This is a genomic window from Chitinimonas naiadis (assembly GCF_054780835.1).
Genome location: NZ_BAAGVO010000002.1, coordinates 243,066 through 265,847 on the forward strand (window position 1 = coordinate 243,066; position 22,782 = coordinate 265,847).

Annotated in this window: 23 protein-coding genes; 16 read left to right on the plus strand and 7 right to left on the minus strand. The window is 62.9% G+C overall.

The window, feature by feature from the left end; all coding sequences use genetic code 11:
* Positions 1-23 precede the first annotated feature (23 nt).
* Positions 24-839: a siderophore-interacting protein gene (locus tag ACYVHK_RS03445; RefSeq protein ID WP_460527618.1), complete on the minus strand. Its 816-nt coding sequence runs from the start codon at positions 837-839 to the stop codon at positions 24-26.
* Between the two features lie 24 nt (positions 840-863).
* A complete protein-coding gene (locus ACYVHK_RS03450) occupies positions 864-1,547 on the minus strand; it encodes a PadR family transcriptional regulator (RefSeq protein WP_460527620.1) in 684 nt (227 codons plus the stop codon).
* A 153-nt stretch (positions 1,548-1,700) separates the two neighbouring features.
* On the opposite strand from ACYVHK_RS03450, the gene ACYVHK_RS03455 reads away from it, so the two are divergent.
* The 6 genes from ACYVHK_RS03455 to ACYVHK_RS03480 all read left to right on the plus strand — a co-directional run bounded on the left by ACYVHK_RS03455 (position 1,701) and on the right by ACYVHK_RS03480 (position 10,261).
* Positions 1,701-2,813 carry a glycerate kinase gene (locus ACYVHK_RS03455; protein ID WP_460527622.1) on the plus strand — a complete coding sequence of 371 codons (1,113 nt, stop codon included), beginning with the start codon at positions 1,701-1,703 and terminating at the stop codon, positions 2,811-2,813.
* A 76-nt stretch (positions 2,814-2,889) separates the two neighbouring features.
* The gene (locus ACYVHK_RS03460; RefSeq protein ID WP_460527624.1) at positions 2,890-3,996 is read left to right on the plus strand and encodes a PLP-dependent cysteine synthase family protein; all 1,107 of its coding nucleotides are present in this window, start codon (positions 2,890-2,892) and stop codon (positions 3,994-3,996) included.
* Between the two features lie 70 nt (positions 3,997-4,066).
* Complete coding sequence (locus tag ACYVHK_RS03465) at positions 4,067-4,288, plus strand: hypothetical protein (protein ID WP_460527626.1); 222 nt, start codon at positions 4,067-4,069, stop codon at positions 4,286-4,288.
* A gap of 194 nt (positions 4,289-4,482) precedes the next feature.
* Complete coding sequence (locus tag ACYVHK_RS03470; RefSeq protein ID WP_460527628.1) at positions 4,483-5,217, plus strand: glutathione peroxidase; 735 nt, start codon at positions 4,483-4,485, stop codon at positions 5,215-5,217.
* A 119-nt stretch (positions 5,218-5,336) separates the two neighbouring features.
* Complete coding sequence (locus tag ACYVHK_RS03475) at positions 5,337-6,731, plus strand: dihydrolipoyl dehydrogenase (RefSeq protein ID WP_460527630.1); 1,395 nt, start codon at positions 5,337-5,339, stop codon at positions 6,729-6,731.
* 185 nt (positions 6,732-6,916) lie between these two features.
* Positions 6,917-10,261: a S41 family peptidase gene (locus ACYVHK_RS03480; RefSeq protein WP_460527632.1), complete on the plus strand. Its 3,345-nt coding sequence runs from the start codon at positions 6,917-6,919 to the stop codon at positions 10,259-10,261.
* Between the two features lie 111 nt (positions 10,262-10,372).
* On the opposite strand, the gene ACYVHK_RS03485 is transcribed toward ACYVHK_RS03480, so the two are convergent.
* Together ACYVHK_RS03485 and queF are read right to left on the minus strand one after the other, a co-directional pair.
* Positions 10,373-11,200, minus strand: a complete 828-nt coding sequence (locus ACYVHK_RS03485) for an HDOD domain-containing protein (protein WP_460527634.1) — start codon at positions 11,198-11,200, stop codon at positions 10,373-10,375.
* Between the two features lie 88 nt (positions 11,201-11,288).
* Positions 11,289-12,110: an NADPH-dependent 7-cyano-7-deazaguanine reductase gene (gene queF / locus ACYVHK_RS03490; protein WP_460527636.1), complete on the minus strand. Its 822-nt coding sequence runs from the start codon at positions 12,108-12,110 to the stop codon at positions 11,289-11,291.
* A gap of 354 nt (positions 12,111-12,464) precedes the next feature.
* Here queF and ACYVHK_RS03495 point away from each other — a divergent pair, with 354 nt between their 5' ends.
* The 7 genes from ACYVHK_RS03495 (at position 12,465) to ACYVHK_RS03525 (ending at position 17,640) form a co-directional block, all read left to right on the plus strand.
* Positions 12,465-13,550, plus strand: a complete 1,086-nt coding sequence (locus tag ACYVHK_RS03495; protein WP_460527639.1) for a hypothetical protein — start codon at positions 12,465-12,467, stop codon at positions 13,548-13,550.
* A gap of 4 nt (positions 13,551-13,554) precedes the next feature.
* Positions 13,555-14,019: a hypothetical protein gene (locus ACYVHK_RS03500; protein ID WP_460527641.1), complete on the plus strand. Its 465-nt coding sequence runs from the start codon at positions 13,555-13,557 to the stop codon at positions 14,017-14,019.
* Between the two features lie 40 nt (positions 14,020-14,059).
* Positions 14,060-14,455: a cupin domain-containing protein gene (locus tag ACYVHK_RS03505; protein WP_460527643.1), complete on the plus strand. Its 396-nt coding sequence runs from the start codon at positions 14,060-14,062 to the stop codon at positions 14,453-14,455.
* A complete protein-coding gene (locus ACYVHK_RS03510; protein ID WP_460527644.1) occupies positions 14,452-15,030 on the plus strand; it encodes a hypothetical protein in 579 nt (192 codons plus the stop codon). The genes ACYVHK_RS03505 and ACYVHK_RS03510 overlap by 4 nt, the downstream gene beginning before the upstream one ends.
* Positions 15,031-15,352: 322 nt before the next feature.
* Complete coding sequence (aroF, locus tag ACYVHK_RS03515; RefSeq protein WP_460527646.1) at positions 15,353-16,369, plus strand: 3-deoxy-7-phosphoheptulonate synthase; 1,017 nt, start codon at positions 15,353-15,355, stop codon at positions 16,367-16,369.
* Positions 16,369-16,743, plus strand: coding sequence for a hypothetical protein (locus ACYVHK_RS03520; RefSeq protein ID WP_460527648.1), 375 nt, complete (start codon positions 16,369-16,371; stop codon positions 16,741-16,743). The genes aroF and ACYVHK_RS03520 overlap by 1 nt, the downstream gene beginning before the upstream one ends.
* A 30-nt stretch (positions 16,744-16,773) precedes the next feature.
* The gene (locus ACYVHK_RS03525; RefSeq protein WP_460527650.1) at positions 16,774-17,640 is read left to right on the plus strand and encodes a prephenate dehydrogenase; all 867 of its coding nucleotides are present in this window, start codon (positions 16,774-16,776) and stop codon (positions 17,638-17,640) included.
* Between the two features lie 64 nt (positions 17,641-17,704).
* On the opposite strand, the gene ACYVHK_RS03530 is transcribed toward ACYVHK_RS03525, so the two are convergent.
* The 3 genes from ACYVHK_RS03530 to ACYVHK_RS03540 all read right to left on the minus strand — a co-directional run bounded on the left by ACYVHK_RS03530 (position 17,705) and on the right by ACYVHK_RS03540 (position 21,142).
* Positions 17,705-18,502 carry a CsgG/HfaB family protein gene (locus tag ACYVHK_RS03530; protein ID WP_460527652.1) on the minus strand — a complete coding sequence of 266 codons (798 nt, stop codon included), beginning with the start codon at positions 18,500-18,502 and terminating at the stop codon, positions 17,705-17,707.
* Positions 18,503-18,627: 125 nt separating this feature from the next.
* Positions 18,628-19,749, minus strand: coding sequence for an endonuclease/exonuclease/phosphatase family protein (locus tag ACYVHK_RS03535; RefSeq protein WP_460527654.1), 1,122 nt, complete (start codon positions 19,747-19,749; stop codon positions 18,628-18,630).
* A gap of 103 nt (positions 19,750-19,852) precedes the next feature.
* Positions 19,853-21,142, minus strand: coding sequence for an NAD(P)/FAD-dependent oxidoreductase (locus tag ACYVHK_RS03540; protein ID WP_460527656.1), 1,290 nt, complete (start codon positions 21,140-21,142; stop codon positions 19,853-19,855).
* Between the two features lie 136 nt (positions 21,143-21,278).
* On the opposite strand from ACYVHK_RS03540, the gene ACYVHK_RS03545 reads away from it, so the two are divergent.
* Genes ACYVHK_RS03545 through ACYVHK_RS03555 form a run of 3 tightly spaced genes read left to right on the plus strand, consistent with a single transcriptional unit; the run spans position 21,279 to position 22,776 of the window.
* Positions 21,279-21,752, plus strand: coding sequence for a VOC family protein (locus tag ACYVHK_RS03545; RefSeq protein WP_460527658.1), 474 nt, complete (start codon positions 21,279-21,281; stop codon positions 21,750-21,752).
* A 57-nt stretch (positions 21,753-21,809) separates the two neighbouring features.
* A complete protein-coding gene (locus tag ACYVHK_RS03550) occupies positions 21,810-22,277 on the plus strand; it encodes a YybH family protein (RefSeq protein ID WP_460527660.1) in 468 nt (155 codons plus the stop codon).
* Between the two features lie 22 nt (positions 22,278-22,299).
* Positions 22,300-22,776: a DUF6265 family protein gene (locus ACYVHK_RS03555; protein WP_460527663.1), complete on the plus strand. Its 477-nt coding sequence runs from the start codon at positions 22,300-22,302 to the stop codon at positions 22,774-22,776.
* The last annotated feature ends 6 nt before the right edge of the window (positions 22,777-22,782 follow it).

Genomic DNA, 22,782 nt, shown 5'->3' on the forward strand with positions numbered 1-22,782 from the left:
GGGGTCCTCACTGCACAGCAAGCTCAATCATCCAGCGTCTCATGCGTCGCAATGGCGCCATGCTTCCAGTAGCTGGATGCCCGGATGCGCGACTTGGCAATCGCGCGGTCTTCCACCAAGTGCTTGCGAACGGCCTGGATGGCGGTCAATTCGCCGGCGGCCCAGATATAACCTTCACCGGCAGGCAAGATCAGGTCGCGTACGGCCTCTTCCAGGCTGGCCGGGTCGCCGGGGTAGCGGTCCTGGCGGTAGACCCAGTGCACTTCCTGCCGGGCTGCGCTGTGGAACTCCAGGCGTGCGGCCTCGTTCTCAACTTCCACCACGACCAGCGCCATGGCCTCGGTCGGCAACTCTTCCAGCCGGCGGGCGATGGCGGGCAGGGCGCTTTCGTCGCCGATCAGCACATGCCAGTCAAAACCGGTGGGGATGACGAAGGAGCCGCGCGGGCCGCCGATGCCCAGGTACTGGCCGACCTTTGCCTGTGCGGCCCAGGTGGTGGCAGGGCCGTCGCCGTGCAATACGAACTCGATATCCAGCTCCTGTGCGACCGGGTCGTAGCTGCGCGGGGTGTAGTCGCGCGCGGTAGGGCGGGGCTGGCCTTCGGGAAAGACCGGGCCGGTCGGGCCGGCTTCGGGCAACAGCGGCTTGTCGGCGCCGGGTGCGGGGAAGAACAGCTTCACATGGTCGTCGAAAGAGGCGGAGACAAAATCCTGCAGGTCCTCGCCGGTAAAGGTGATGCGCACCAGTTGCGGGCTGATCTGCCGGGTACGGCTTACCTGCAGCAGGCGGAACGTCAGAGGGTGACGTACGCGTTGTACGGTCAGGTCGGTTGCAGTCATGGGGTGTCCTTGTCCGATCCCGGTTCAGCCTTGGCTGCTCCCGGGGTTGATGATGTCCTGGGTGGCGCGAGCCAGGATGGCGGCGATACGGCGTTGTTCGTCGGCGGAGACGTCGCTGCGCTGCATCAGCGCGCGCTTGAGCGCACGGCGTGCTTCCACAAATTCCGGTAGCCAGCTGCTACCGCTCTCGCCATCTTCCTCGCCTGACATGGCGCGCCGCAGCCATTCCATCTTGTGGGCCAGGTGCTTGAGTTTGTCCTGGATCAGCGCCAGCCGTTCCCGTTGCGCATCCAGGTATTCCCGGCCGGCGTCTGCCAGCTGGTAGCACTTCTTGTTGCTGACAACTTCCACGGTGGCGTAGCCCAGTTCTTCCAGGTAGGTGAGGGCCGGGTAGACCATGCCGGGGCTGGGGCTGTAGACGCCCTTCGATTGGGTTTCCAGCGCCTTGATCAGTTCATAGCCATGGCTGGGTTTGTCGGCGAGCAGGGCAAGCAGCAACAGTTGCAGATCGTCCGAGCTGAACTTGCGGCCGCGGGTCAGGCCTTCGCCGTCGCCGTCGAAGCCACCCGGTCCGCCGTGTCCGCCGTGTCCCCCATGGCCATGCCCGTGCCGGCCCATGGCGTGCCGGACAAAGTGCTCGGAGAGTCGCTTCAGCAATGGGCGGCCATGCTCATGCTGATCGTGGTTACCGCGGTGATGATGGCGCATGGTGAACTCCTTGTATCGTAAAATACATCTTAAAACATATCGTAAGATATAAATGAGTGATGTGAGTGTCAAGCACCGTCGGTCGGGATCGCATCCGGCGGCGATGCGCATCGAGGTCGGCAAGACCGGCCGGTTGGCTTTATCCTTGCTGGCATGAAGATCGTTATCGCACCGGATTCATTCAAGGGCACCCTGAGCGCGATCGGGGTGGCAGAGGCTATGGCTACGGGCTTGCGACAGGTATGGCCTGACGTCGAACTCGCACTACACCCGATGGCGGATGGTGGCGAAGGCACGCTGGATGCCATGGCCGCTGCGGTGCCGGCGACCTGGCAGCAGGCGCAGGTACAAGATCTGGCCGGCATGGCCCGTACGGTGCCGTGGTTGCTGCTGGCGGACGGCACCGCCGTGCTGGAGTCCGCCACCGTCGTCGGTCTGGGCCTGGTGGGTGATAGCCGGATAGCGCAGCGAAGTTCCCATGGGCTTGGGGTGCTATTGCAGGCGGCGCTGGCCGCGGGGTGCCGACGCATCCTGATAGGCCTGGGCGGCACCGGTAGCAACGACGGTGGCGCCGGCCTGCTGGCTGCGCTCGGCGCGCGCCTGCTGGATCATCAAAGTGACGCCATCTCGCCCGACCTTGCCGGCCTGGCGCAACTGGCCAGCCTTTCTCTTGCGGGGTTGGACCCGCGCCTGGCCAATACCGAATTGCTGATCCTGGCCGATGTCGCCAGCCCGCTGGCCGGCCCCGCTGGCGCGACGTTTACCTTCGGACCGCAAAAGGGCGTGCAGGCCGAGGATATGGCACGTTTCGATGCCTGGCTGGCGCGCCTGGGGGCACTGGGCGATGCTGCGCATGGCAAGCCGCTGCGCGACCTGCCGGGTAGCGGCGCCGCCGGGGGCCTGGGCTGGGCGCTGCGGCTCCTGGGGGCACGTTGTGAGCCGGGAGCCGGGGTGATTGCGAACCTGCAGGGGCTGGAAAACTCGCTGATCAACGCCGATTACCTGATCACCGGGGAAGGCCGGTCGGACCTGCAAACTCCGCTGGGCAAGCTGCCCTGGCAACTGGCCGGGTTGGCGGCCGAGCAGCAAGTGCCGGCGGTGCTCTTGTCCGGCGATATTGCTGACGCCGTGCGGCCCCAACTGGCACGGCGATTCACCCACTGTCTGACCCTGGTGGGCGCCGGTGTTGATGTGGGCAAGGCGCAGGCCCGTGCCGCACATTGGGTTGTGGCGCGCACCCGTGACTGGGCCCTGTCACTTCGATAGCACGAGGGGCTGGTCTGGCTGCCGTTCAGCCTGGCGATGCTAAGATCAGTCTTTATGCTTTTCCAGACAGACCGCCATGCCCCAACGTGACTGGGTGGCCAGTGCCATCCACAAGATCGAGGCCGACTTCAATCGCTCGGCCGATACCCATCTGATCCCGCTTGATCTGCCGGGCTATCCGGGCATTGATCTTTACTTCAAGGATGAGTCCAGCCATCCGACCGGCAGCCTCAAGCACCGGCTGGCGCGCTCCCTGTTCCTGTATGCGCTGGCCAACGGCTGGCTCAGAGAGGGCGGTACCGTCATCGAGGCGTCGAGCGGCTCGACGGCGGTGTCCGAAGCCTACTTCGCGCGGCTGCTGGGCGTGCCCTTTATCGCGGTAATGCCGGAGTCAACCTCGCCGGACAAGATCGCGGCCATCGAGTTCTACGGTGGCCGATGCCATCTGGTGGCTGACCCGAGTGCAATCAATACCGAATCGGCACGGCTGGCGCGGGAGACCGGCGGTCATTTCATGGACCAGTTCACCTATGCCGAACGGGCTACCGACTGGCGCGCCAACAACAATATTGCCGAATCCATCTTCAAGCAGATGGCCGCCGAGCCGCATCCCATCCCGAGCTGGATCGTCTGCGGCCCCGGCACCGGCGGCACCAGCGCCACCCTGGGACGCTATGTACGCTATCGCCAGCATCCGACGCGGATTCTCTGCGCCGATCCTGAGCACTCGGTGTTCTTCGATTACTACGTGAGTGCCCTCGCAGGCACGCCGCGTGCTGATCTGACCTTGCCACGCGGTTCCGGCATCGAGGGCATAGGTCGGCCCCGGGTGGAAGCGAGCTTTATCCCCACCTGCGTGGACAGCATGCTCAAGGTGCCGGATGCCCTGAGCCTGGCGGCCATGCGCTATGTCAGCGCGCGGCTGGGCAGGCGGGTAGGCGGTTCCACCGGGACCAATTTCATCGGTGTGCTGCAGGCGGCGCAAGCCATGCGGGCCGGTGGGGAGCAGGGGGCCATTGTCACCATCCTGTGCGACAGCGGCGAGCGTTATGCCCATAGCTATTACAACCCAGCCTGGTATGAGGAGCAGGGCATGGATACGGTAGAAGCCGATACCGCACTTGCCCTGGCCGTTGCCGGCAGCAGCCTGCCCGCCTTGCCGATCGCGGGCTATGGTCAGTAACCGTACGATCCATCAACCCGTCGGCCGCCCGCAGCAGGCGGACCTGAACCATCACTGAGGAGAGACAAAAATGAATGCACTGCGCATCATCGCCATCGTACTGATCATCGCCGGGACCCTGGCCCTGAGCCTGGGCGGCTTCAGCTATACCAAGGAGAGCCAGGCCGCCAAGCTGGGTCCCATTGAGCTGTCGTACAAGGAAAAGGAGCAGGTCGACATCCCCAAGTGGGCGGGCATCGGTGCCATCGTGGTTGGCGTGGTGCTGCTGGTGGCGGGCGGCAAGAAAGGTTAAGCCCACCTTGTACGGCATGATCGGCAACGCCGTCCTTGGGGCGGCGTTGTCGCATTTGGAAGGTGCTTTATTTCGTTGATAGTAATTTCATATCGGTAAGTTAATAACAATAAATTGGATTGATCCTCACCTGGCCGGGATACTTCGCTTCGTCGCTGCACCAGCAGCCTTATCCGCGAAGAAGGAATCATCCCATGCTGCAGAATCGTGAAGGCCAGGCCGTTCCCCAGGTAACTTTCCGCATCCGCCAGAACAACGAGTGGAAGAGCGTGACCACCGACGAACTGTTCAAGGGCAAGACCATCGCCCTGTTCTCCCTGCCTGGTGCGTTTACCCCCACCTGCTCCAGCACCCACCTGCCACGCTACAACGAACTGGCACCCGTATTCGCCAAGCATGGCGTCGATGCCATCCTGTGTGTATCGGTCAACGACACCTTCGTGATGAACGAATGGGCCAAGGATCAGGAATCCGCCAACATCGTCATGATCCCCGATGGTAACGGCGAGTTCACCGAAGGCATGGGCATGCTGGTCGACAAGGCTGACCTGGGCTTTGGCAAGCGCAGCTGGCGCTACTCCATGCTGGTCAAGGATGGCGTGGTCGACAAGATGTTCATCGAGCCGGAAAAAGAAGGCGATCCGTTTGAAGTATCGGACGCCGACACCATGCTGAACTACCTCGCCCCGACCGCGAAGGCGCCCGACCAGATCGTGGTGTTCTCCAAGGAAGGCTGCTCCTTCTGCGCCAAGGCCAAGCAACTGCTGAGCGACAAGGGTCTGGACTACATCGACCTGCCGTTGGACCACCGCGTGCGCGGCAAGGTGCTCGGAGCCATCAGCGGCAGCATGACCGCCCCGCAGGTCTTCATCAACGGCCGCCTCATTGGCGGTGCCGAAGCGCTCGAAGCCCACTTCGCCGCAGCCTGATCGTCTTGTCGGGCAGTTAACCACTGCCCATCAGTCGCCGGGTCCGACCGCACTGTCATCCGGCAGTGCGGCCGGGCACGCCGATTGTATCCGCAGTGCCTCTCTCACAAGGAAAACCCATGAGCCAGCTCATCCAGACTGATGTTGCCGTGATCGGCGCCGGTACCGCCGGCCTCGCCGCCTACCGTGCTGCCCGCGCTGCCGGCCAGCGTGCCGTGCTGATCGAAGGCGGCCCTTACGGCACCACCTGCGCCCGTGTCGGCTGCATGCCGTCCAAGCTGCTGATCGCTGCAGCAGAAGCCGCCCACGGTCTGCGCCATGCTGCCGGTTTCGGCGTGCATGTCGAAGGCACGCTGCGCATCGATGGCCGGGAGGTCATGAGCCGTGTTCGCCGTGAGCGGGACCGCTTTGTCGGCTTCGTGGTCAAGAGTGTCGAGGGCATCCCGGCAGAAGATCGCTTGCGTGGTTTTGCCCGCTTTATCGACAACAACCTCTTGAGCGTCGACGGTCACACCACCGTGCAAGCCCATAGCATCGTGATTGCGACCGGTTCCAGTCCGGCCATTCCCGCCCCATTCAAGGGTCTCGGCGACCGCTTGATCGTCAACGACGATGTCTTCAACTGGGAGGCCCTGCCGCGTCGTGTGGCGGTGTTCGGTCCCGGGGTCATCGGCCTCGAACTCGGTCAGGCCCTCTCGCGTCTGGGTGTGATCACCCGGGTCTTTGGCAAAGGCAAGAGCGTGGGGCCGTTCAGCGATCCGGTTATCCGGGACTACGCCCGTACCGCCTTCCAGGAAGAGTTCTATCTTGATCCCGACGCCACCATCGAGAGCATGGAGCGCGACGGCGACGAGGTAGTACTCCGCTACCGCAACCTGGCCGGCGAGACAGTGACCGAACGCGTTGACTACGTGCTGGCCGCGACCGGTCGCAGACCCAATGTCGCCAACCTCGACCTGCAGAACACTGGCCTCGAACTCGATGCCCAGGGGGTGCCGCTGTTCGACCCGCAAACCCTGCAGTGTGGCAAGTCGCCGATCTTCATCGCCGGTGACGCCAACAATATCCTGCCGCTACTGCACGAGGCGGCGGATGAAGGCAAAACGGCGGGCCAGAACGCCGCGAGCTACCCGCACGTCGCACCGGGTCTGCGTCGCTCCACCCTGGCCGTGGTCTTCAGCGATCCGCAACTGGCCATGGTCGGCCAGCGCCATGCTGATATCGCCCCCGGTAGTTTTGTCACCGGTGAAGTCAGCTTCGAGGACCAGGGTCGTAGCCGCGTCATGCTGCGCAACAAAGGGCTGATGCATGTCTATGCCGATCGCGCGACGGGTCGCTTCCTTGGCGCCGAATGGATGGGGCCGAGTGCCGAACACATTGCCCATCTGCTTGCCTGGAGCCATCAGCAGGGCATGACGATCAACCAGATGCTGGATATGCCGTTCTACCACCCGGTGATCGAAGAAGGGTTGCGTACCGCCCTGCGTGACGCTGCCGCCAAGCTGGCAGCCTGACCGTCAACGGCCCGTGACACGCCCGTCCTTGTGACGGGCTTGTTGTTTTCACCTCGCCAGCCGCTGCAATTCGGCGTCGGAAGTGGATATATAGACGGGCCTGTGCTCTTGTATGCGGTTTGGCAAAACGGCTAGGCGAACAACCGATTCGCGGCCCGGTTCTGCCCCTTACAAAGGAGCAAGGCATGAGCAACAAGGTACTGTCGACCTTGGCATTGAGCGCGGCCCTGATGGCCACGGGATTGTTCACCCAGGCGGCGGAGGGCCCGCAGACGCTATTGCTGCGGCAACCCAGCGTATCGCGTGACCATATCGCCTTCGTCTACGCGGGCGATATCTGGGTCAGCGATCGCGCGGGCCGCAATCCCGTCCGGTTGACCTCGCACCCGGCGGCCGAATCGGCTCCGCATTTCTCGCCCGACGGCAAATGGATCGCCTTCTCGGCCAGCTACGACAACAACACCGATGTCTACGTCATCCCGGTCGAAGGCGGCCAGCCGCGCCGGCTTACCTGGCACCCGGGCTTTGACGTGGTCAACGGCTGGAGTGCCGATGGCAAGCGCGTGCTGTTCTCCTCGTCGCGCGAGGTGGCCAACAGCCGCAGCAACCAGCTGTATGAAGTCGCCGTTGAAGGCGGTTTCGAGCAGAAGGTGATGGAAGCCATCGCCTATGAAGGCACCTGGGACCAGAGTGGCCAGCGTCTGGCCTACCGGCCGTTCCGTGCCGCCTACTTTGGCACCTCCGGCTGGCGCCAGCATCGTGGCGGCACCACCCCGCCTATCTGGATCATCGACCCGGCAAAGAATCAGCTGGAAAAGATACCGCATGTGAACGCGAGTGATATCAACCCGCTGTGGGTCGGCAAGGAGGTGGTGTTCATCTCCGATCGCAATGACGGCGCGGCCAACCTCTACGCCTACGACACCCAGAGCAAGCAGCTGCGGCAACTGACGCGCGAGAAGGTCTGGGATGTCCGCAATGCCAGCGCCTACGGCAATAGCGTGGTCTACGAGGTGGGCGGGCAGTTGAAGGAGCTGGATACCAGTACCGGCGCCAGCAAGGCCATTCCCATCAGCATCAATGCGCAGGCCATGCAACTGCGGCCACAGTGGAAGGACGCCAGCAAGACCATCACCTCCGCCCAGCTCTCGCCGAGTGGCAAGCGTATCGTGGTCAGCGCACGGGGTGATGTGTTCACCGTACCGGTCAAGGACGGTTCGACCCGTAACCTGACCCAGACCTCGGGCGTCAGGGAGAAGGATGCGCTTTGGAGTCCCGACGGCAAGCGCATTGCCTATATCGCGGGCGCGGGCAGTGCTACTCAGCCTCAGCACGAACTGGTGCTTCGCGACCAGGCCGGCATGGAAGCCGCGCAGCGCTTCCCCCTGGGCAAGGAGGGCTACTTCACGTTGCTGGCCTGGTCCCCCAACAGCAAGATAGTTGTCTATCAGGACAACCACCTCAACCTGTATGCGATCAGCCTGGACAAGAGCACCATCAGCCGCATCGACAGCACGCAGCGTCGCGATCCCTTCAATGTCTCGTTCTCGACCGACAGCCGCTGGCTCGCCTATACGGTTGCCGGTGAGAACCATTTCAGCCAGATCAGGCTGCACGACTTCAGCACCGGCAAGAACGCCACGCTGACCGATGGCATGAGTCACGCCACCGACCCGGTGTTCTCGGCCAATGGCTATCTGTACTTTACGGCTTCCATCAACACCGGGCCGGCTCAGGTCGGGCTGGATATGTCCACCCAAGAGCGGGCCGTACGTCGGGGTCTGTATGTGGCCATATTGGCAGCCGATGGCAAGTCGCCACTCGCCCCCAAGAGCGGTGATGAGGAGGGCAAGAAGGACGACGCCAAGGCCAAGCCGGCCGAGGGCAAGGACGGGGACAAGGAGAAGGACGGCAAGGAGGGCGACAAGTCGGACAAGGACAAGGCCGACAAGGCGATCAAGCCGACCCGGATTGATTTCGATGGCCTGCAGAACCGCATCATCGCGCTGCCGGTGGCTGAGCGTAACTACGATAACCTGACCGTTGCGTCCGATGGTGCCCTGTTCTACCTGGAGCGCAAGCAGGCAGGCAGCAGCACCGAGCCGCCGGACGTAGAGGAAGCCAACAACGCCGAGCTGTACCGGTTCAATTTCGAAGACCGCAAAGCCAAGTCGCTCCGCCAGGGTATTGCCGGCTACAGCCTGAGTGCCGATGGCAAGAAACTGCTGCTGCAGTACGCCAAGGGTCGGCTGGAAGTGGCCGATGCCGGTGAGAAGCTGGACAGCAAATCGGTCGACCTGAGCCAGGTGCGCATGCTGGTGGACCCGCGCCAGGAATGGCAGCAGATCTTCGACGAGACCTGGTGGATGGAGAAGGAGTACTTCTATGACGCCAAGCTGCACGGCATCGACTGGAACGCCATCCATGCCCGCTACCAGCCGCTGCTGCAGCAAGTGCAGCGACGCGAGGACCTGAACGACCTGCTGGTCGAAATGATCGGCGAGCTGCAAGTAGGCCACAACCGCGTGGGTGGTGGCGATGTCTACCAGGAACGTCCTGCCGGCGTGGGCCTGCTGGGGGCCGATTATGTGGTCGACAAGGGTCACTACCGGATCAAGACGATCTACCGTGGCGATCGCTGGAATCCCTTCCTGCCGGCACCGCTGGCGGTACCCGGACTGGGTGTGAAGGAAGGTGACTACCTGCTGGCGGTCAATGGTCGCGCGCTGGATGCCAGGCAGAACCTGTACGCCTTGCTGGAAAACACCGTCGGCAAACAGGTGACGTTGACCGTTGCCAGCGAACCCACAGCCAAGGAGCGCCGCAATATCGTGGTGGAACCGATCGCCAACGAAGCGGGTTTGCGGCAGTGGCACTGGATCGAGGCGAACCGCCAGTATGTCGATAAGCAAAGCGGTGGCAAGGTGGCCTATGTCTACCTTCCGAACACGGCGGATGAAGGCTTCCAGTACTTCAACCGCATGTTCTTCGCCCAGACCGACAAGGCGGGGGTCATCATCGACGACCGCCGCAATGGTGGTGGTCAGGCGGCCAACTATGTCACCGACGTGCTGAGCCGCAAATACCTGGCCGGCTGGAAGGACCGCGATGGCCTGATCTTCAGCACGCCCGGCGGCGCTATCTACGGCCCCAAGGCCATGCTGATCGACCAGGACGCAGGCTCGGGCGGCGACTTCCTGCCCTACGCCTTCAAGCGGCTGGGCCTGGGACCACTGGTCGGCAAGCGGACCTGGGGTGGCCTGATTGGCATCTCCACCAACCCCAACCTGATCGACGGCGGTAATCTGGTCGTGCCGTACTTCCGCTTCTTCACGCCGGACAATGAGTGGCGCGTCGAGAACGAAGGCGTGGCGCCGGATATCGATGTCGAACTGGAACCGGTCGGTGTGAACCAGGGGCGCGATAGCCAGCTTGATGCGGCCATCACCTCGGTGATGCAGCGCCTGCAAAGCTATAAGCCGGTCGAGCTCAAGGCCGCACCGCCCGCGCCGACTGAACTGGGCAAGTAAAGCCGGGCCTTGCGCTCCGGCAGGGCAGGCAGGAAAGCGGCGACCGTAAGGTCGCCGTTTTTTTCCCAAAGCAAACTCGGAAAGGCCCGCCTCAGTCAAGGGCAGGGCGCCCTAGGGCATGGCGTCGATCAACGCCTCGACTTCCTGCAGGGCGCTCGCATTGAGGCCGAGGGTCGCAAGGATGCCGCCTTCGATCTCGTGCCAGTGCTCATCCCGCTCGCCGGTCTGGTGGGTATGTAGCAGGTATTCGGCCATGCGTGCCAGGGCGACGAGGCGGGCAGACTCGGGGCTGATCAGCGTCGTGTCCTGCAGATCGGCAAAGTCGTGATGGTGCAGGATGGCGAGATTCAGTGCATCCGGCAGGTACCAGCTGCGCGCCAGCAGATAGCCCACGACCACGTGCGAGCAGGTGCGGCTTTTTAGCTCGATCTCCACGAACTGGGCGGCGTGGGCCATGGCGCGGGCCAGGGTGCTGATATAGCTGGGGAAGCGTTGCGCCAGCACCGGGATGCCACTATCGCGAAACAGGCAGAACAGGTAGGCCTGCTCCGGCCGTGCGAGCTTCCAGTGTCGCGCCAGCATGCTGGCGATGGCGGCGATACGGGTGGCCTCATCCCAGAACATGCCGAGTATCGGCGGAAGCGGAATGCTGCGCTTGAGGGCGACGCTGGTGACGACCGCCTCCAGATTGCTCACGCCCAGGAACAGGATGGCATCCTGCAGGCTATCGAGCTGCCGTCCGGCAAAGGCCGGCGAATTGGCGGTCTTCAGTACGGCGGCCGAGAGGCTGAGGTCCTGGCCGACGATACCGGCCAGGGTTTCATGATCCTCGCCCCGTTCCTGCGCTGCCCGCATCTCCACCATCACCTGCGGTAATGGAGGCAGCGTCAGGCTCTTCAGCAGTTTGGCGGCTTCTACCTCGGTCAGCTGGACAGCCATGACGACTCCACGGGTGGGTGCAACTCTCAGTCTAGATGCATCCCCCCCGGGATTGCCAAGCCAGCGATGATCGCCAGCGTTGCCGGGATCATTGCCGGGCGGTACGCAGATTGCCGGGGGCGGGCAGGGTATAGCTGGTGCGGAACGGATTGATGTCCAGTCCACCGCGCCGCGTGTAGCGGGCATAGACGGCGAGCGCGGCCGGTCGGCACTGGCGGCTGATGTCCATGAAGATGCGTTCCACGCATTGCTCATGGAACTCGTTGTGCTGCCGGAACGAGATCAGGTACTTCAACAGGCTCTCGCGATCGATCGGCGCGCCACGATAGCGGATCTGCACGCTGCCCCAGTCAGGCTGGCCGGTCACCAGACAATTGGATTTCAGCAGGTTGGAGACCAGGATCTCTTCGACCTCCGGCTCGTCCAGCGTACGCAGCAGACCGGGGGTCGGCTGGTACTGGTCGACTTCTATATCGAGGTTGTCGATGCAATAGCCTTCGAGCTCAGAAACCCGCTCGCTGCCGAAGGCGTCCGGCAGGATCAGGCGGACGCTGACGTTGCCGCCGGCTGCGGCACTGAGATCGGCGACCAGCCGCTGCTTCAGTTCGTCGGCACTTTCCAGCCGGGTCTGGTTATAGCTATTGAGGTAGAGCTTGAAGCTCTTGGATTCGATGATATTGGGGCTGTCTGCCGGCACATTGAAGTTGGCCAGCGCAATCTGCGGTTTGCCACGGGCATTGAGCCACGACAGCTCATAGGCGTTCCAGATATCGGCGCCCAGGAACGGCAGCCTGGCCGGCACGCCGATTTCCTCCCGCTTGACGAGCCGGGGGATGGGGAAGAGCAGGCTGGGGTCGTATTGCTCGATATAGGCGCTGGTCTTGCCCAGCGGCGAGAGTTCGGGCTGCATGGTGGATTCCGGTGGAAATATGTCGCCATTTTACCGCGTTGCGAGACATCCTCCGTTTGGAGGATGAGAGAAGTCGCGTATTTCGCTAGCATAGGCGCCCGATCATTCCTGACCGTAGCTGATGTCCGCCTACTGGCTCCTGCTCCTGCTGCTACCCCTCGTACTGTTGCTGGTACGCCATATTCGCGCCGCCAGGCGCAAGCGCCGGCTATTTGTCGATATGCGCTCGCGCTTTCTGTAGCCAGGCCTGCGCCAGCCTAGCTGGATAATATATCCTGTTTCAAGCAGTGAATTGCCGCTTGCGGCACTGTGCTACCAGTAGAATGGGCCATTGCTGCAACGCCGCAAAACATCATGTCCCAAGCTCCCGCGATTAAGGTTTCCCATGGCCCTGCACTGGTCTGGCGTGCAGGCCGGCGCGCGCTTGGCCATCTGGCGCAGCAAGGGCTGGATCCTGCCGACATCGCCTTGATCCCCGGTGCGGCCGGCGGCCCCAAGGCGCTGGCGCTGACTGGGCTCGACCAGGCCATCTTTGCCGATTGGCTGTCGCGCGCACCGCGTTTGCGGCACCTGATCGGCAGTTCCATCGGTGGCTGGCGCTTTGTCTGCGCCATGCAGGCCGATCCTGCCCGCGCCCTGGCCAACCTGGCCGAGCGCTATACGGCGGAGCGCTACGCCAAGGGCGTGACCCCGGCCGAGGTCGCCCAGGCGCTCAAGCTGATGCTGAACGACCTGTTCCAGGCTGATCCCGCCAGCCTGCTGCAGCATCCTGACTATGCCCTGACGCTGACCACCGTGCGTGCCCGTGGCTGGCTGGCGTCGGAACGCCCCATGGCGCAGCTGGCCGGCGTGCTGGCGGCAGCTTCCGCCAATGTCCTGTCCCGGCGGCTCTATACGCAAAGCTGGCGGCGGGTCTGGTTTGCCGATCCCCGCCATCCGGCACCGCCCCTGGCCGGGGATTTCCCCACCCACATCGCACCCTTGCGGGCCGACAACCTGATGTCCGCCCTGCACGCCACCGCGGCCATCCCGTTGGTAGTGGAGGGGGTCAGCAATCCCTTGCACGCACCGCTGGGCCGCTATCGCGACGGTGGGCTTATCGACTATCACCTGGACCTCCCGTATCCGCAGCAGTCGGGCCTGGTCCTGTACCCGCATTTCTACCCGCACATCGTGCCGGGCTGGTTCGACAAGCGTCTGCCCTGGCGTCGCCCCAAGCCGGCCCGCCTGGATAACGTCCTGCTGGTCTCTCCCTCGCCGGAGTGGGTATCCCGCCTGCCCTACGGCAAGATTCCGGACCGGAGCGACTTCACCCGCTTTGACGACGCGACCCGCCAGAAATACTGGCGCCAGGTAACCGCCGAGACAGCCAGGCTGGGGGACGAATTCCTGGAGGCGGTTGCCAAGGGACGTAGTCCCGCCGCAGTACAGGCGTTCTGACACGATGACCATTCCCTACGAAACCGCGATCCAGTTGCGGCCGGCCGAACCCAAAGCACTGCCCGACATCCTGGCCGAGTTAGAGAGCGGTGAGCTGCCGGCCTATGCCTTCGATCATCGCGGCCATGTGTTCGCCGCCTGGTCGGCCATGCAGCGCCATGGTGTTGAGCATGGCGCAGCGCGTTTCCGGCAAGCGCTGCGTCGCTATTGCGAGCACCTGAATGCGGCTGACAAATACCACGTCACCATCACCGAGGCGCTGATCAGGCTGGTGGCGCTGCAACTACCGGATGACATCCCCCCCAATACGCATTGGCAGGCGCAATGGCGCCGTTTTGAACAGCGCGCCGGCCACCTGCTGACATCGAGCAAGACCGCGCTGGCGCCGTATTACAGCGTCGCCCTGATCGAGACCGACGCCGCCCGGCGTCAATTCCTGGCGCCCGATATCGCCAGCCTGCCCGAATAACGGCGGCGAGGTACTTGTTGCGAGCTGCGGGCTGGTTACAATGGCTCGCAACGTTATCGACCAGGACCCTACCGTGCCCGCCATCATCGCCTTCAGCCAGCAGACCACCGCCCCCGAGCATGACCATCCGCGCGAAAGCCGGCGTCTGGTCGGTAATCCGCTGCGCACCACCTGGAACCATTTCAGCAACCCGACCGGCGAAGTCCATGCCGGCGTCTGGTCGTGTGAGGTCGGTAGCTGGCGTATTGAATTTGGCGAGAAGGAAGACGAGTTCTTCTTCGTCACGGCAGGCCGCTGTCGCATCACGGACGAGACTGGCAAGGCTGCCGAAGCCGGACCGGGCGAATCACTGGTGATACCGGCGGGCTTTCGGGGCACGTTTGAAGTCATCGAGGCGATGACCAAGCATTATGTGATTGTCGAGCGTAAGGCATGACCCAACCGGTGCGGTCCGGGCAGCGCCTGAAACGCTGGGCGACTGCACCGCTGGTCCTGCTCGCGGCGCTGCTGATCTTCCTGGAGGAGTTTCTCTGGGATCAACTGGCCAATCTGTTCGGCCTGCTGGCCCGGCTGCCATTCTGGGCCAGGCTGGAACGCTGGGTGGCCGGCTTGCCGGCCTGGGCAGCCTTGCCAATGTTTCTGGTCCCCATGGTGCTGCTATTTCCGATCAAGCTCGCTGCGCTCTGGTTGATCGGGCATCACCACGTGGTGCTGGGGTTACAGGTCATCCTTGCCGCCAAGATCGGCGGCACCGCTATCGCCGCCCGGCTGTTCATGCTGCTCAAGCCCACGCTGCTGACCGTGCCTTGGTTTGCACGCGGCTACGCGTTTTTCCTCTACTGGCGGGAGCGGATATTTACCCGCCTGCATGCCATGTGGTGGTGGCAGACAGCCCATCAGGGCATGGTGGCAATACGGGCGCGCTTTGCCGCCTGGCGGGCTGGTGGCGGCGGATTTACCCGCCGCCTGCAACGCTGGCGCAAGTACCTGGCCGCTCGACGCAAGCGCTGAATATGCCTTTGCAATGCCGGCTCGGGGAGATGCCTGACAAGTCCGTGGACTAGGGAAAACAACTACGTAACTTTTCTACCAAACGGCTATACACGCAGCAATTTTTTCGGTTAAGCTGAGTCAACTTCACAGAAATTACCGCACCAAAGCAAACCACCATGCGCCAGACCGTCAACTTTTTTTCGTTTTATTACTTCCCGACCACAAGTTGACGCGGGCTAGCCGGTTTCACCCTTAAGAAACCAACGAATTCAAAAAGGCGGGCCTAAACAGGCCCGCCTTTTTCTTTGTCTTTTTCAAAATGCACAGCAAGGAAAACACCATGATCATCGTTATGTCCCCCGAGTCCTCCCAGGCCGATCTTGATCAGGTTATCGCCCGTATCCGCGATGCCGGCCTGACCGAGCACGTCTCCCGCGGCAGCGAGCGTACCCTGGTCGGCGCCATCGGCGACGAACGCCCGCTCAATGCCCAGAGCATCGAGCAGATGCACGGAGTGGAACGGGCCATCCATATCGTCAAGCCCTACAAGCTGGTCTCGCGTGAAGCCCGTCCTTCCGGCAGCGTGATCGACATCCGCGGTATCAAGCTTGGCGGCAACCAGATCCAGGTCATCTCCGGCCCATGCTCGGTAGAGACCCAGGAACAGATGCACCAGGCCGCCGCCGGTGTACACGCCGCCGGTTGCCGCATGATGCGTGGTGGCGCGTTCAAGCCGCGTACCAGCCCCTACGCCTTCCAGGGTCTGGGCGTGCAGGGCCTGGAATTCTTCCAGGAGGCCGCACGGGAATACCAGATGCCCATCGTCACCGAGCTGATGGACGTACGCATGCTGGAAACCTTCCTCAAGCACGATGTGGACGTGATCCAGATCGGCGCCCGCAACATGCAGAACTTCGATCTGCTCAAGGAAGTCGGTCGCGTCAACAAGCCCGTCATCCTCAAGCGCGGCCTCTCCGCCACTATCTCCGAATGGCTGATGGCGGCCGAATACATCGCCGCTGGCGGTAACAACAACATCATCCTGTGCGAGCGCGGCATCCGCACCTTCGAGACCGCCTACCGCAACGTGCTGGACGTCACTGCCGTGCCGGTGCTCAAGAAAGAGACCCACCTGCCGGTGCTGATCGACCCGAGCCATGCCGGCGGCAAGGCCTGGATGGTGCCGGCACTCGCCCGTGCCGCCATCGCAGCCGGTGCCGACGGCTTGCTGGTCGAGATGCACCCCAACCCGTGCGATGCCTGGTGTGATGCCGACCAGGCCCTTACCCCACAGGAACTGATCGACCTGATGGCCTCGTTGCGCCTGATCGCCCAAGCTATCGGCCGGACCCTGTAATGAGCGCGCTGCTTGCCCTCGCTTGCGCAACCTGCATGGCCAAGTACCAGCATGCAGACTTCGTTCCGAAGCAGACCAGCATCAAGCCGGGAGCCGGTTACGAGGAATGTTTTGCCTTCCAGGCGGGCGAAGGTTTGCGTTACGCCTATGAGTCGAGCGCGCCGCTGACTTTCAGGCTTTACTATCGGGAGGGGGATAAGGTCTTGTCACCTGTGCCCGAAGTCAGCCTCAAGTCCTTGCTGCCACAGCGCTTTGTGGCAGAAAAACAGCGCGACTATTGCCTCTCCTGGCGCAACGTCGGCAAGCGGACGGTAGCCTTGCAGTACCGTTATGTGGCCGAATATCACCTGGAACCGCAAATCAGAGACCAGTAGCAGGGCGGCTTCCGCGAGGAGAAGGCAGGGATGTTGAACAAACTGGTGGTAATTGGCGTGGGCCTGATCGGCGGCTCCTTCGCGCTCGATCTCAAGCGCGCAGGGCTGGTGCGCCAGGTCGTCGGGGTAGGGCGCTCGCTCGAGAATCTCGAACGCGCCCTGCAACTGGGGGTGGTGGATCAGATCAGCCAAGACGCGGCCGATGCGGTAAAGGATGCCGATCTGGTCCTGCTGGCCACACCGGTCGGGCAGATGGGGCCGGTGCTTGCCAGCATCGTCGCCACCTTGCCGCGGCATGCCCTGGTAAGCGATGGCGGTAGTACCAAGCGTGACGTGGCGGCCTTGTATCGTCAGTACCTGGGTGAGAGCCTGGATCGCTGCGTACCGGCTCACCCCATTGCTGGCTCGGATCTGTCCGGTGCCGCTGCCGCCCGCTACAGCCTGTTCGAACAGCGCAATGTGGTGCTTTGCCCCCTGCCGGAAACCGACCCGGACGCGGCCGAACATATTACTCGGCTGTGGCAGCAATGCGGCGCCAATGTGCTGGCGCTCTCGCCCGAAGAGCACGACGCCGTATTCGCAGCGGTTAGCCACCTGCCGCATCTGTTGGCCTTTGCTTATATGAATGCGGTGCTGGAGCGGCCGGATGCCAAGACCTGCCTGGCCTTGGCCGCCAGCGGCTTCCGGGATTTCACCCGTATCGCCGGCAGCCACCCGGAGATGTGGCGCGATATTGCGCTCGCCAACCGCGATGGCTTGCTACGTGATCTACAGGCCTACCGTGCACAGCTGGACGACACCATCGCCTTGCTGGAAGCACAGGATGCAGAAGGCCTGGCCGGTCGCTTTAACCGGGCCAGCGAGGCGCGTGTCGCCTGGGCGAAGTCACGGAGTTGATCGGGAACCCATGAAAAAAGGCGAGCCATGGGGCTCGCCTTTTTTCATGGTTGAGTAAGGTAACTCAACTTGCTTTCTTGGTCGCCACCCGCTCCGGCATGTCCTTCGCTTCTAGCTCGCGCACATTTGGGATCAGCTTGTTGACCGAATCCAGGAAGGCCGCCGAGATGACCTTGCCTTCGTTGGTATTGGTCCAGCCTGCCATGCCACCACCGCCGGCGACACCGATGATCAGTCCGGCGGCGCCAAGGTCGGTCGCCTTGGCCGATCCTTCGGCTGATACCAGCTGCTCGGTGGTCTGCGCATCGGTCAGCATCAGCACGACCTGCGCCTCCTTGAACGTCACCTTGTCGGCCAGGCCCGCATACTGGCCGATGACCGGAATCCGGGCGAGGATGCCTTCCAGGCCACCGCCTGCATTATGTTCGGAGAACACCAGCGTGGGCGTCAGCACATACTGCGCCTCCAGCACGTTGCCGCGCACGTTGACCGTGCTGTCCTTGCGGGTCAGGCCGCTCTCCTGCAGTTCCAGCTCCTGCTTGCTACCCTTGAGCCCCAGGTTGCGGTCGACGATGCGGAAGCAACCACTTTGCTGCAGCATCATCCGCACCAGTGGCACGGGCGATTCCGGCAACCCGCGGGCGTTGGCATAGGTATAGCCATTGGGGTTCTCGATCACGCCCAGCGTCGCGATCGGCTTGGCACACTTCTCGATCTTGCGTGTCTCGCCCTGGCTGCCGTTCTGTCCGGCCGCCCCGGTGACGATCCCGCCGGCATTACCCGTCTCGATCCCGCTTTGCTTGTTACACCCCGCCAGTGCCAACAGCGCTAGCAGGGGAAGGGTAGAGAGGGTCGTTTTCATTGCGTGTGCCCAAAGGGTGACTGATGGCTGGCATGCTACAAGCATGGAAAACGCTGCGCCAGCCTTATGGTCAGTCGCGGCGTCGGTAATAAGCACACCCCGCAAACCCTTATAAGCAAAGGCTTCTAGGGGTTTGGACGGTTCCAGTCCAGTACGGCCGAAATCGGGCAGTGATCGCTGAGTTCCGGGTCCTCGATATTCACCGGCCACTGGCGGAAGCTATTGGCCTGTACCCCCGCCGCCAGCGACTTGCTGACGATAATGTGGTCGATCATGACCGGGTAACGGCCCTTGTGCGAACAGGCATCGACCGTACGGCGCCGCTCGTTGATCCGGGTCAGCGTGGATTCCGGCGGCTCGCTGTCATTGATCTCCTTCCAGATCGTCAATTGGTTGCCCTGCTCGGTCCGCGCCGGCGCGTTGACTTCCAGTGCGCTGTCAAATCGGCGATTGAAGTCACCGAGCAGCACGTAGGGTATCCCCGATGCGGCCGCACCATCGATCCACTGCTCCAGTGGCTTGACCTGACGGGCCAGGATATTGCAACTGGCCGTATCCTCACTGCGCGGCTTGGCCTTCATGCTGCCATCGTCGTTGAACCGCTCCTTGCTGATGCCCTTGGCGATGTCCGTGCTGACCTCTTCATCGCGGCCCAGCGGTTTGTCGAAGCAGCCGGATTTCAAATGGACGTTGAAGAACTTGATGGTCTTGCCGGCCTTGTCCACCACCGTCAGTTCGCCACCGCGACCCCGACGGTCCCCCATGGCCTTGGCGAGGCCCTCGTAATCCTTGAAGCTCACTTCCTTGAACTTGTCCGCGCGCACCGCGAAGCCGACCTTCTGCAACCAGTCGTCACCCGCCACGAACACCTTGTAGCCAGGGAAGACCTTCTCCAGCGCGGCCGTACCTTCCACTTCCTGCACCGCGATCACATCGGCATTGATCACGCCACTGATCTCGCCAAGTATCTTGTAGGCCTCTGCCCGTCGTGGCGTCCAGCGGCAGGGGTGCTGGGTCATGCACTGCTCGCGCGCGGTCTTGTCCGAGGGATAGGTCTTGTCACAGAGCGAGGCCATGGCCTGCTCCCGTTCATCGCGGCCTTGCGGCAGCGCCTGGCAGGTCGGCCACAGGGCCTCGGGCACCGGCTCGTTGCGCAGCCAGCCAAAATTCCAGCTGGCCACGGTAATGGGTTCGGCAAACGTGCCGGCCGCCAGCGAGGCAGCCAACAGGATCCGGATCAACTTCATGGCGATCTCCGCACAGTATCGGGCAAAGCGGCCGATGATAGCCGTCGCGCCGGCCGCCGGCGAATCAAGCCTGCTTAGGGCATGCCCGGGTGGGGCAGGGAGGCTACAGATAGTCGCGCAGGCGATACCAGGCCATGCCTAACACTAGGCTGGGCGTGCGGAACAGCTTGCCGCCGGGGAAGGGCAGATGCTTGATGCGGCTGAACAGGTCGAGCCGCTCGTTCTGGCCGGCAATGGCCTCGGCAATCAGCTTGCCAGCAAGGCCCGTCACCGCCACGCCGTGGCCCGAGAAGCCCTGGCAGAAATAGATGTTGTCACTGAGGCGGCCCCAGTCCGGCGCCCGGTTCATGGTGATATCCACAAAGCCGCCCCAGGCATGGTCGATACGTACATCGGCCAGTTGCGGGAAGACGCGCAGCATGTCGCTGCGCATGGCGCCGGCCAGATTGGGTGGTGGCAGGCCCGAGTAGCTGACCTTGCCGCCGAACAGCAGGCGATGGTCGGCCGTCAGTCGATAGTAGTCGAGTACGAACTGCGTATCGGCTACCGCGAAATTGGGGTTGATCAGTGCTTCCGCACGCACCTTGCCCAAGGGTTCGGTGGTGATCACATAGGTGCCTACCGGCATGATGCGCTTGCCCAGCGCGGGAACGAGCTCCCCGCCCGACACATTGGTCGCCAGGATCAATTGCCGGCAGCGAACGCTGCCGGTCGCGGTAGTTACCTTGGGATGGCTGCCTTGTTCTATGTGGTCTACCGGGCTGTGCTCAAACAATCGCGCCCCTGCCGCCTGGGCCGCGCGGGCGAGGCCGAGTGCATACTTCAGTGGGTGCAGATGCCCACCCTGGGCATCGTAGAGACCCCCGGCGTAGCGGGGGCTGTCGAGGTGGCCGCGCAGGGCCTGCTGGTCCCACAGGCTGTAGTGCTGATAACCGTATCGCTTGGCCGCCGTTTCCTGCCAGTCTGCCAGTTCCTTGAACTTGGCCGGCTTGACTGCCGCCATCGTGTGTCCGCGTTGCCAGTCGCAATCGATATGATGACGTTTGATCCGCTCGTCGATGATATCGATCGCTTCCAGCGACATATCCCAGATGGCCTTTGCCGCCGTATCGCCCACCGCCTTGTGGATCGTATCCATATCACAGGCATAGCCATTAATCACCTGCCCGCCGTTGCGACCGGATGCCCCGTGGCCGAGTTTCGATCCCTCGAGCAAGACGACCGAATAACCGCGTTCAGCCAGGTTCAGCGCACTCGAGATACCGGCCAGGCCACCGCCGACGATGCAGACATCGCAGTCCAGATCGCCCTCCAGCCGTGGGTGGTCGGGAATGTTCCCCGTACTGGCCACGTAATAGGATTCGATATGAGCCTGGTCGCGATAGTTGAGCATGCACGATCTCCCTGAATGATCGGGTGGACGCTAGCATATGTTGAATATTATTTACAGTGCGTTGCATTGATCGCACGCCTCGGCAAAGTACATGCTGCCTGTCTACACTGTGGAATCCCCATTCGAGGAGTGCATCATGTCCAAGCCAGTGAAAGCGATACCCGAGGGTTATCACAGCATTACGCCCTACATCACGGTCCACGACGGCAAGGCTGCGCTGGACTATTACCAGCGTGCGTTCGGCGCAACGGTGGTGCTGACCATGCCGGACGACAAGGGGCGCATGGCGCATGCCGAGATCAAGCTGGGCGACTCCTTTGTGATGCTGTCCGACGAGGCGCCGGAATGGGGGGCGATCAGTCCCAAGACACTGAAAGGCCGCACCAGCACGCTCATGTTCTATGTCGAGGATGTCGATGCCGTAGTCACCCGTGCCGTCGCCGCGGGCGGCAAGCTGGATCGGCCGGTGGCTGACCAGTTCTACGGCGACCGGGTAGGCAGCGTGACCGACCCCTTTGGCCATAGCTGGCATATCGCCACCCATATCGAGGATGTCCCCCCGGAAGAAATGCAGACACGGATGGAGAAATGGTCGGCCGAGCAAGGCTGATCGTTGCAGAAACAATGCTGGCCTCATCGCGCCAGCAATAACAAGGGAGCTCACGACGTGTTCGGACGATTTGGACAATTCGCCGCAGTGATTGCATTCGGCGGGGCGCTGTTTGCGACAGCGCAGGCAGACGATACGCAAACCCTTCAGGCGCAGGTCATGGCTGCCGAGCGGGCCTTTGCCAAGACCATGGCGGATCGCAATTTCGTGGCGTTCGCCGGCTTTGTCTCGGAAGAAGCCATCTTCTTCTCCGGACCCAAGCCCTTACATGGCCGACAGGCCGTGGTCGATGGCTGGAAGCGCTTCTATGATCAACCCAAGGCACCGTTCTCGTGGGAGCCGGAGACGGTCGAAGTACTGCCCTCCGGCACGCTGGCGCTCAGTTCCGGCCCGGTCCGCGACCCGGCCGGCAAGCGGGTAGCGACATTCAACTCCATCTGGCGTCTCGAATCGCCCGGCACCTGGCGGGTGATATTCGACAAGGGCGAGGATGTCTGCGACTGCAAACCGGGCAAGACCCCGTGATGCCACCCGCAAAGGAGGTCACATGTCATTGCGCTCATTGATGCGGTTGATACCGATACTGGCACTGTCTGTTTCGGCTGCCGCCGCGGATCTGCCGGCCTGGCCGAACCTGCAATGGCTGGCCGGTTGCTGGCAAGCCAGCGGGGCGGAGCCGGGCTCGGAAGAACACTGGCTCGCACCGGCCGGCGGCGCCATGCTGGGCGTCAGCCGTTCCGTGCGCAAGGGCAAGATGGCGGAGTATGAGTTCCTGCGTATCCATGAACAGGATGGCCAGCTCTACTTCACCGCCAAGCCCTCCGGTCAGCCTGAAGCGAGCTTTAGGCTGGTGTCCTCCGAGCCGGGGCAAATGCAGTTCGAGAACCCCCAGCATGATTTCCCGCAGCGCATCAGCTATCGGCAGCAGGCCGATGGCAGCCTGCTGGCCCGTATCGAGGGCACGCGCAACGGCAAGACCAGGGCGATCGATTTCCCCATGGGCCGTATCCCGTGCGGCGGTTGAACCAGC